Consider the following 8,858-nt stretch of genomic DNA (forward strand, 5'->3'; position numbering starts at 1 on the left):
GTCTGCGCTTTGCGATCCGCGAAGGCGGCCGCACCGTTGGCGCGGGCGTTGTGTCCAAAATCAACGAGTAAGCCCAAAGCGGGCCAGCCCCGCTCAAGCTCACACGTACACAAAGGCCGCTCTGGAAACAGGGCGGCCTTTTCGTTTCTGAGCGTCAGATACTAATTAGGCGCTAAGGGGCGAATTCGAGGTGGATTTGACTGAATTGAGCACATGGATACTGTTCAACAATCCCAAATGGGCTAGACTTGGCTTATGAGACAGAGTTCATCCCTTATTCGCCAATTTATCGCAGTGTTGTTGTTGCTGTGGCCGCTTGCTGCTGTCGCGGGGGAATTCGACCGCTTTGCAGGCAGCTTCATGGGCGAGGCTGAGTTTGTGGTCGACGGTGAGGTCCAGCACCGTGATATGAGCACGACGATCATGCCCACGAAAAACGGGGTCAGAATAAGTTGGACATCCATCAGCCGTCGAAGCGACGGCCGGGTCAAAACGCGAACATATAATATATTGTTCGAGCCAAGTGGTCGGAAGAATATCTATTCCTCTGCGATGCGCACCAATGTTTTCGGCAAAGATGTTCCGTTGAACCCGCTAAAGGGCGAGCCTTATGTCTGGGCCCGACTGATTGACGATACGCTGTCCGTGTTCTCGCTCGTTATCGACGAAACCGGCGAATACGAGATGCAGGAGTATCACCGTACCTTGGTCGCAGAGGGGCTTGAGCTTGAGTTCATCCGTCTGCGCAACGGCGGCGCGCTAAGAGAAATTCGCACCCTTTTGCACCGTATCGACTGATCCCAATACCAACGTCTCCACACATAAGGTAAATGAGGATACCACGAGCGGGTCGGAGCGCTTTTGGCCGTGATCTAGGCAAGGCTGACGGATCAACACCGCTGGTTTGCGTCTTCTCGCTTGAAACGTTAATAGGAAACGGCAATTGCCCCTTGCCACAGGGGGCGACTCGACCTATAGAGCGCAAGTCTCAGCGGGGTGCGTTTTTACGCGCCCCGTTTGATTTACGATAAAACGCAATGAAGGGCCGTGATGAGGCGTCTCTTCCTCTTCGTTTCTACTCCCAATGAGGGATGATGACATATGGCACAAAGCCAAAACATCCGCATCCGGCTGAAGGCGTTTGATTATCGTGTGTTGGATGCGTCCACACAAGAGATCGTCAACACCGCCAAGCGCACCGGTGCCTCTGTTCGCGGCCCAATCCCGCTGCCGAACAAGATCGAAAAATTCACAGTTCTGCGTGGCCCACACGTTGACAAGAAATCCCGTGACCAGTTCGAAATCCGCACGCACAAGCGTTTGCTGGATATCGTTGATCCGACCCCCCAGACCGTGGACGCGCTGATGAAGCTCGACCTGGCCGCTGGTGTGGACGTCGAGATCAAGCTGCAGTCATAAGCGTAGGAGGGTAATATTATGTTGCGCTCAGGCGTTATTGCAAAAAAGATGGGCATGACCCGTTTGTTCATGGAAGACGGCAAGCAGATCCCTGTAACCGTTCTCCAGCTCGACAAACTTCAGGTTGTTGCTCAGCGTACCACTGAAAAGGACGGCTACACAGCTGTTCAGCTTGGTGCAGGTACAGCCAAGGTCAAGCGTACATCGCAGGCCATGCGCGGTCACTTTGCTGCGGCAAAGGTTGAACCAAAGCGTAAGGTTGCGGAGTTCCGCGTGGACCCCGAAGCCATGTTGAATGTCGGCGAAGAAATCATCGCCGATCACTACTTTGCAGGTCAGTATGTTGACGTTGCGGGCACATCCATCGGTAAAGGTTTTGCCGGTGCGATGAAACGCCACAACTTTGGCGGTCTGCGTGCGACACACGGTGTTTCCGTGTCTCACCGTTCGCACGGTTCCACCGGTCAGTGTCAAGATCCCGGTAAGGTTTTCAAAGGCAAGAAAATGGCCGGTCACATGGGTTCCGCCCGTGTCACCACTCAGAACCTCGAAGTTGTCAAAACTGACACCGTTCGTGGCCTGATCATGGTCAAAGGCGCCGTTCCAGGCTCCAAAGGTGGTTGGGTGACTGTTAAGGACGCGGTGAAAAAGCCGTTCCCAGACAGCGCAATCCTGCCCGCCGCTTTGAAATCCGCCGCTGAAGAAGCCGCAAAAGCAGCTGAAGAAGCCGCCGCAGCAGCAGCTGCAGAGGCCGAAGCAGAAGCCAAGCGTTTGGCCGAAGAGCAAGCCGCAACGGAAGCTGCCGCAATGGCAGAGGCCGAAGCGTCCATTGAATCGGACAAAGAAGAAGCTGGTGATCAAAGCGAAACTTTGGACGAGACCAAGAAGGAAGGTGACGAATGAAACTCGATGTCATCAAACTCGACGGTGGTGCAGCTGGATCAATCGACCTGGACGAGGCCCTGTTTGGTCTTGAGCCACGTGCCGACATCCTGCACCGCGTCGTCCGCTGGCAGCGTAACAACGCGCAGCAAGGTACGCACAAGGTCAAGACACGGTCCGAGGTCAGCTATTCGACCAAGAAGATCTATCGTCAGAAAGGCACCGGCGGCGCACGCCACGGCGCACGTTCTGCACCGATCTTCCGTTCGGGTGGTATCTACAAGGGTCCAACCCCTCGTAGCCACGGCCACGAGCTGACCAAGAAGTTCCGCAAACTGGGTCTTCGCCACGCTTTGTCCTCTAAGGCAAAGACAGGCAACCTGGTCATCATCGACGATGCCGCATCGGATGGGAAAACCGCAGCACTGGCCAAGCAGGTTAAGAACCTCGGCTGGAAACGCGCGTTGATCATCGATGGCGCGTCTGTGAACGAAAACTTCTTGCAAGCCGCGCGCAACATCGAAGGTCTGGATATCCTGCCAACGATGGGTGCAAACGTCTATGACATCCTCAAGCGTGATACTCTCGTGATCACCAAGTCGGGGATTGAAGCACTGGAGGCCCGTTTGAAATGAGCACCAAGCACCAACACTACGATGTGATCCGCAAGCCGATCATCACCGAGAAAGCAACAATGGCGTCTGAAAATAACGCCGTCGTTTTCGAAGTGGCAATCGAAAGCAACAAGCCAATGATCAAAGAAGCTGTTGAAGCTCTCTTTGGTGTCAAGGTGAAGGCCGTGAACACGACCATCACCAAAGGCAAGTCCAAGCGTTTCCGTGGCCAAATGGGCCGCCGCAAGGACGTCAAAAAGGCTTATGTTACGCTCGAAGAGGGTAACACCATCGACGTATCCACCGGGTTGTAATCCGGGCGGTGGGTTTGCACCCACCCTACGCAAATCGCAAAAGCCCCTCGCTGCAAGGCGGGGGGCTTTCTGCATTTTCAACGGGTGTGATACTTAAGGCGCGTATCCGCTTGTTTTTCCCGTTTCGGTTTAAAAGCTTGCGTTCTGCCTCATAAGGGCAGATGGGAGGGGGGCAACGTTACGACTATCGTCATCACTGCTCCTTACGGCTCAGTCTTTCGATCTATGAATGACCTAGCCGCCCTGCCGCATTCCGCGGGCAGATTTATAAGGAATACGATAATGGCCACTGGCACAGTAAAATGGTTCAACACCACAAAAGGTTTTGGTTTTGTAGCACCCGAGGGTGGCGCAAAGGACGTATTCGTCCACATCTCCGCAGTTGAGCAAGCAGGCCTGACGGGTCTGTCCGATGATCAAAAGATCACTTTCGACATCGAAGCCGGCCGTGACGGTCGTGAATCAGCAACAAACATCCAACTGGCATAAGCCGGTCTGTCCCTTCGGGGGCTGATGTTTGAGAGTTTTGAAAGGGCGTGGCTTTAGGGTCGCGCCCTTTTGCTATTCCGATAGGGTGATCAAGGATTAAGCGGGTGCCACCGTGGCCATCACATCCTGTCGCGAAATGTCGTGAATGTTGCTTAATGTGTTGCTGGGGTCTCTGCTTCGTCGTGATCAGATGATATGGCTAAGGGGCAGCGCCGAGGAGACCAAACCATTGAGCCACAACTATTTTGACATCGACCTCGCCTTTCTCTTTGCGTTCCTGAACATGGCCGTGGCCCTCGTGCTTGGTGCGATCATCGGGTCTGAGCGTCAGTTCCGGGGCCGGATGGCAGGCTTGCGGACCAACGCGCTCGTCTCGCTGGGGGCGGCTGGCTATGTCACTTTTGCGGCGCTCTTTCCCGAGGATATCAACCCCACACGCGTCGCCGCACAGGTGGTGTCGGGCATCGGCTTTCTGGGGGCGGGCATCATCTTTCGCGACGGGTTCAATATCCAAGGGATCAACACTGCGGCGACCTTGTGGTGTGCTGCTGCGGTTGGGCTGATCTCGGGCACGGGTCATGTGGCTTATGCGGTGGCGTTAACGTCTTTGATCGTATTCTCGAACCTGGGCCTGCGGCCGGTGGTGAAAAAACTAAAAAAGGTGGCCGAGAAATCGGCGGGGGCAGGATTGTATTTCGACCTGACGTTTGAATGCAGGCTTGAAGACGAAAAACAAATCCGCGCCGCAATCATTGACCACTTGCGCGACGAAGCGTTGGAGCTGTGCCAAATCGTCAGCCGCACCGACAATAAGATCGTCGAAATCGTCGCACAGGTCTGCGGCACCGACGAGGCCGCGGCAAAGGTCGAGCGGACCGTTTCCAACGTTTCCCTGTCCCCCGGCTTGCTGAGGGCAGGCTGGTCCGTCGCCGAGGAAAGCGAAGTGGGTTTTAAGTAGAGGGCGCTAGTTGGTGCCATGCCCATTTACCCTTGCCTATCGCTTGACCGTTAGCTCGCAAACTTCCCATTTCGGAACAATTGGGGCGAGGCGGCGTTCTTAAGTATGCCTGCTGAATATTTCGGCCCCATAACATTTGGGTGCTGTTGCTAATTCGGCCGGATCATATTGTTAGGGACAACCGATGAACCAAACCGCGCAGCAAAAAATTCTGGAGCATGTCGACCCAAGCGATTTTGCGTGGGCTGTACCCATCATGCGCGCGGGGTACGCCGGGCGGGGCCTTGCCTATCTCGTCGTTGCGGGGGTGTCTTTATGGTCAATCCTGCAAGGTGGGCAGGCCGAAGGTACAAAGGCGGCTATGCAGTCGCTGAACGGTATGGTGGGCGCGATGATTGTCGGGCTGATCGCGGCGGGAATGTTTGCCTACGCTATCTGGCGGGCCGTCGACAGCTTGTGGGATCTTGAGGCATACGGGACGTCAGCAAAAGGGATCTTGGCGCGGCTTGGTATGTTTGTAACCGGTGCTGTTCATGCGGGTATCGGCGTGCTGGCGGTGACGGCGCTTGGCGCTGCCTCGTCCGGTTCTGGCGGTAAGGAAATGCTGGATCGTATTTTACAATCGCCAGCAGGGGTTTGGGCGGTTGGTCTTGTGGGCATGGTGACATTCGCAACCGGATTTTACTACTTCTACAAAGCAATTACGCAATCCTACAGAGAGCACCTTCAGGGAAACCACTTTACGCTGCATTGGAACCCGGTTCTGCGGATCGGGCTTGCAGCACAGGGCATCGGGGTCATCATCATCGGTGGCCTGATCGCTTATGCGGCCCTAAGCGCGAATGCATCCGAAGCGGGAGGGCTGGGATCAGCCTTTGATTGGTTGGGCGATCAGGCATACGGGCGTATTCTGGTAGCGGCACTTTGCGTTGGCTTGCTTGGCTTTTCGTTGTTTTGCTTTGTGAATGCAGCATATCGCATTGTTCCAAAAGCATCCGATCGGTCAGTGCAAAGCCTGTCGGCTAAGGTTAAAGAACTCGCGGCCTAAGTCATTTCCGGTGGCTGCATCGCCTAAGAATGCCAAGCAGTGGCTGCGTCCATTGAGAGATACGCGTTCGCAAACGCTGAATCTTCGGCAACGTGGTGCTTAGTTCGGCCTGATGGCTTGACCCTATCCCCATCCTAACCTAAACGACCCCATCGGCAGCGCCCCGGATTCGTCCGGGGCTGTGTTGTTTTGTGCGTTGGTGGGTTTCACCCACCCTACGCCGGTCGGGCAGAGGGGTTCTTTGCCAGACATTCAAATTGGGGACCTTCGGGGCCCTATAACCATCTCGGCCTCAACTTGTTGAAGTCGGGCACAAGCAAAACGGAAGACAGAAAACATGGCACTAAAGTCGTATAAACCGACGACGCCAGGCCAGCGTGGGCTGGTACTGATCGACCGTTCGGAGCTTTGGAAAGGTCGCCCAGTTAAAGCCCTCACAGAGGGTCTTAGCAAGCACGGCGGACGGAACAACACCGGACGGATCACAATGCGTCGCAAGGGTGGTGGTGCAAAGCGCCTCTACCGCATCGTCGATTTCAAGCGCAACAAGCTGGACATGTCCGCGGTTGTCGCACGTATCGAATATGACCCTAACCGGACCGCATTCATCGCACTGATCCAGTACGAAGATGGCGAACAGGCTTACATCCTGGCACCGCAGCGTATTGCTGTTGGCGACAAGGTGATTGCTTCGGCCAAGGCCGACATCAAGCCTGGTAACGCTATGCCATTCTCGGGCATGCCTATCGGTACGATCATTCACAACATCGAAATGAAGCCAGGCAAGGGCGGTCAAATCGCTCGTGCAGCCGGTACCTACGCCCAGTTCGTAGGCCGTGATGGTGGATATGCTCAGATCCGTTTGTCCTCGGGCGAACTGCGTCTGGTGCGTCAGGAATGTATGGCCACCGTTGGTGCCGTATCGAACCCTGACAACTCCAACCAGAACTACGGTAAAGCGGGCCGCATGCGTCACAAGGGCATCCGCCCATCTGTGCGTGGTGTTGTTATGAACCCGATCGATCACCCACATGGTGGTGGTGAAGGCCGGACATCGGGTGGTCGTCACCCTGTTACGCCTTGGGGCAAGCCCACAAAGGGTGCAAAAACCCGCAACAAGAACAAAGCGTCCAGCAAGCTTATCCTACGCTCGCGTCACGCCAAGAAGAAGGGGCGTTAATAGATGTCTCGTTCAGTATGGAAAGGTCCTTTTGTTGACTCTTATGTCCTCAAAAAGGCCGAAGCCTCCCGCGAAAGCGGTCGCAGCGAAGTGATCAAAATTTGGTCGCGCCGTTCAACGATCCTGCCACAGTTTGTTGGCCTGACGTTCGGTGTGTACAACGGTCACAAGCACATCCCTGTAAACGTCAGCGAAGAGATGATTGGTCAGAAGTTTGGTGAATATTCGCCAACTCGCACCTATTATGGTCACGCAGCCGACAAAAAAGCGAAGCGGAAATAAGCCATGAGCAAGGATAAAAATCCCCGCCGCGTGGCCGACAACGAAGCCCGTGCAAAACTGCGCATGCTTCGCACAAGCCCGCAGAAACTGAACCTCGTCGCAGCAATGATCCGCGGCAAGAAGGTAGACAAGGCCCTTACGGACCTGACCTTCTCGAAAAAGCGGATCGCAGCAGATGTGAAGAAATGTCTTCAGTCCGCGATTGCGAACGGTGAAAACAACCACAACCTTGACGTGGATGAACTGGTCGTTGCCGAAGCCTATGTCGGTAAGAACCTGATCATGAAGCGTGGTCGTCCACGTGCGCGTGGCCGTTTCGGCAAGATCATCAAGCCGTTTTCGGAAATCACGATTGTCGTGCGTCAAGTTGAGGAGCAAGCATAATGGGTAATAAAGTAAACCCGATCGGTATGCGTCTTCAGGTCAACCGCACCTGGGACAGCCGCTGGTACGCTGACACGAAGGACTATGGTGATCTTCTGCTGGAAGACCTCGCCATCCGCGCCTTCATCAAGAAAGAATGTGCACAGGCCGGTATCGCCCGTGTGATCATCGAACGCCCACACAAGAAGTGCCGCGTTACGATCCACACAGCACGTCCCGGTGTGATCATTGGTAAAAAAGGTGCAGACATCGAAGGTCTGCGTCAGAAAATCGCCAAGATCACCAAGTCTGACCTGCACCTCAACATCGTTGAAGTTCGCAAGCCAGAGCTGGACGCCGCACTTGTTGGTGAATCCATCGCACAGCAACTGGAACGCCGGGTCTCTTTCCGTCGCGCCATGAAGCGTGCCGTACAGAACGCCATGCGTATGGGTGCCCTTGGTATCCGCGTTAACGTTGCTGGCCGTCTGGGTGGTGCAGAAATCGCGCGTACCGAATGGTACCGTGAAGGCCGCGTGCCGCTCCACACTCTGCGTGCTGACATCGATTACGCACATGTCGAAGCGATGACTGCCTATGGTATCATCGGGATCAAGACCTGGATCTTCAAAGGCGAGATCATGGAACATGACCCGGCAGCGCGTGACCGCAAGGCACAAGAAATGCAAGACGGCCCAGCACCTCGCGGTGCCGGCGGTCGTCGCTAAGGGGGAATGAAAGATGCTACAACCAAAGCGTACGAAATTCCGCAAGCAGCACAAAGGCAAAATCAAAGGTCTTGCAAAGGGCGGGTCTGACCTGAACTTTGGCACCTTTGGCCTGAAGGCTCTGGAGCCTGAGCGTGTAACAGCACGTCAGATCGAAGCTGCACGTCGTGCCATGACGCGTCACATGAAGCGTCAAGGCCGTGTCTGGATCCGGATTTTCCCGGATCTGCCAGTTACGTCGAAGCCTACCGAAGTCCGTATGGGTAAAGGTAAAGGTTCCGTTGATTACTGGGCATGCCGCGTCAAGCCTGGCCGCGTCATGTTTGAAATCGATGGCGTTAACGAAGACATCGCTCACGAGGCCCTGCGCCTTGCCGCGATGAAGCTGCCGATCAAAACACGCGTTGTGGTCCGCGAGGACTGGTAATCGTGTGGGTTTCACCCACCCTACTTGGGGTTGGTGGAACCTATTGATACCGTATCAATTAAGAAGCCCCTGCTGAGTGATCGGCGGGGGCTTTTTGCGTCTGAGTAGCCGGCATGCGTGGGTTTCACCCACCCTACGTAGGGTGGGTGAAACC

The 8,858-nt window shown here is 55.2% G+C and carries 14 protein-coding genes; all 14 read left to right on the forward strand.

The window, feature by feature from the left end; translation table 11 throughout:
* Positions 1–71, forward strand: a 71-nt coding sequence (locus WNY39_RS17715; RefSeq protein WP_342847624.1) for a hypothetical protein, incomplete at its 5' end; no start/stop codon positions are given.
* Positions 72–255: 184 nt separating this feature from the next.
* Complete coding sequence (locus tag WNY39_RS17720) at positions 256–798, forward strand: hypothetical protein (protein WP_342847698.1); 543 nt, start codon at positions 256–258, stop codon at positions 796–798.
* A gap of 303 nt (positions 799–1,101) precedes the next feature.
* On the forward strand, positions 1,102–1,419 hold the full coding sequence (rpsJ, locus tag WNY39_RS17725; protein WP_005849850.1) for a 30S ribosomal protein S10: 318 nt from the start codon (positions 1,102–1,104) through the stop codon (positions 1,417–1,419).
* A gap of 18 nt (positions 1,420–1,437) precedes the next feature.
* Positions 1,438–2,322, forward strand: a complete 885-nt coding sequence (rplC, locus tag WNY39_RS17730; protein ID WP_341233828.1) for a 50S ribosomal protein L3 — start codon at positions 1,438–1,440, stop codon at positions 2,320–2,322.
* Positions 2,319–2,936 carry a 50S ribosomal protein L4 gene (gene rplD / locus WNY39_RS17735; RefSeq protein WP_341233829.1) on the forward strand — a complete coding sequence of 206 codons (618 nt, stop codon included), beginning with the start codon at positions 2,319–2,321 and terminating at the stop codon, positions 2,934–2,936. The genes rplC and rplD overlap by 4 nt, the downstream gene beginning before the upstream one ends.
* On the forward strand, positions 2,933–3,229 hold the full coding sequence (locus WNY39_RS17740) for a 50S ribosomal protein L23 (protein WP_341233830.1): 297 nt from the start codon (positions 2,933–2,935) through the stop codon (positions 3,227–3,229). Before rplD ends, WNY39_RS17740 begins: the two co-directional genes overlap by 4 nt.
* A gap of 282 nt (positions 3,230–3,511) precedes the next feature.
* On the forward strand, positions 3,512–3,718 hold the full coding sequence (locus WNY39_RS17745) for a cold-shock protein (protein WP_341233831.1): 207 nt from the start codon (positions 3,512–3,514) through the stop codon (positions 3,716–3,718).
* A 229-nt stretch (positions 3,719–3,947) separates the two neighbouring features.
* Entirely contained in the window at positions 3,948–4,676 is a 729-nt protein-coding gene (locus WNY39_RS17750) for an MgtC/SapB family protein (protein ID WP_342847702.1), read from the forward strand.
* Positions 4,677–4,860: 184 nt separating this feature from the next.
* Positions 4,861–5,724: a DUF1206 domain-containing protein gene (locus WNY39_RS17755; RefSeq protein ID WP_342847704.1), complete on the forward strand. Its 864-nt coding sequence runs from the start codon at positions 4,861–4,863 to the stop codon at positions 5,722–5,724.
* Between the two features lie 337 nt (positions 5,725–6,061).
* Entirely contained in the window at positions 6,062–6,904 is an 843-nt protein-coding gene (gene rplB / locus WNY39_RS17760) for a 50S ribosomal protein L2 (RefSeq protein WP_037228490.1), read from the forward strand.
* Between the two features lie 3 nt (positions 6,905–6,907).
* The gene (rpsS, locus tag WNY39_RS17765; protein WP_005849833.1) at positions 6,908–7,186 is read left to right on the forward strand and encodes a 30S ribosomal protein S19; all 279 of its coding nucleotides are present in this window, start codon (positions 6,908–6,910) and stop codon (positions 7,184–7,186) included.
* Positions 7,187–7,189: 3 nt separating this feature from the next.
* The gene (rplV, locus tag WNY39_RS17770; protein WP_008228597.1) at positions 7,190–7,570 is read left to right on the forward strand and encodes a 50S ribosomal protein L22; all 381 of its coding nucleotides are present in this window, start codon (positions 7,190–7,192) and stop codon (positions 7,568–7,570) included.
* Complete coding sequence (gene rpsC, locus WNY39_RS17775) at positions 7,570–8,277, forward strand: 30S ribosomal protein S3 (protein WP_093917638.1); 708 nt, start codon at positions 7,570–7,572, stop codon at positions 8,275–8,277. Before rplV ends, rpsC begins: the two co-directional genes overlap by 1 nt.
* Positions 8,278–8,290: 13 nt before the next feature.
* Positions 8,291–8,704 carry a 50S ribosomal protein L16 gene (gene rplP, locus WNY39_RS17780; RefSeq protein ID WP_008226768.1) on the forward strand — a complete coding sequence of 138 codons (414 nt, stop codon included), beginning with the start codon at positions 8,291–8,293 and terminating at the stop codon, positions 8,702–8,704.
* Positions 8,705–8,858 lie beyond the last annotated feature (154 nt).

The sequence above is a fragment of the Sulfitobacter sp. AS59 genome, from assembly GCF_038899995.1.
GTDB lineage: Bacteria > Pseudomonadota > Alphaproteobacteria > Rhodobacterales > Rhodobacteraceae > Sulfitobacter.

Coding starts and splice junctions, on each gene's coding strand:
- rpsC (WP_093917638.1), top strand. CDS start 7,570: ATGGGTAATAAAGTAAACCCGATCGGTATGCGTCTTCAGGTCAACCGC.
- WNY39_RS17755 (WP_342847704.1), top strand. CDS start 4,861: ATGAACCAAACCGCGCAGCAAAAAATTCTGGAGCATGTCGACCCAAGC.
- WNY39_RS17740 (WP_341233830.1), top strand. CDS start 2,933: ATGAGCACCAAGCACCAACACTACGATGTGATCCGCAAGCCGATCATC.
- rplD (WP_341233829.1), top strand. CDS start 2,319: ATGAAACTCGATGTCATCAAACTCGACGGTGGTGCAGCTGGATCAATC.
- rplP (WP_008226768.1), top strand. CDS start 8,291: ATGCTACAACCAAAGCGTACGAAATTCCGCAAGCAGCACAAAGGCAAA.
- rplB (WP_037228490.1), top strand. CDS start 6,062: ATGGCACTAAAGTCGTATAAACCGACGACGCCAGGCCAGCGTGGGCTG.
- rplV (WP_008228597.1), top strand. CDS start 7,190: ATGAGCAAGGATAAAAATCCCCGCCGCGTGGCCGACAACGAAGCCCGT.
- rpsS (WP_005849833.1), top strand. CDS start 6,908: ATGTCTCGTTCAGTATGGAAAGGTCCTTTTGTTGACTCTTATGTCCTC.
- rpsJ (WP_005849850.1), top strand. CDS start 1,102: ATGGCACAAAGCCAAAACATCCGCATCCGGCTGAAGGCGTTTGATTAT.
- WNY39_RS17720 (WP_342847698.1), top strand. CDS start 256: ATGAGACAGAGTTCATCCCTTATTCGCCAATTTATCGCAGTGTTGTTG.
- WNY39_RS17745 (WP_341233831.1), top strand. CDS start 3,512: ATGGCCACTGGCACAGTAAAATGGTTCAACACCACAAAAGGTTTTGGT.
- rplC (WP_341233828.1), top strand. CDS start 1,438: ATGTTGCGCTCAGGCGTTATTGCAAAAAAGATGGGCATGACCCGTTTG.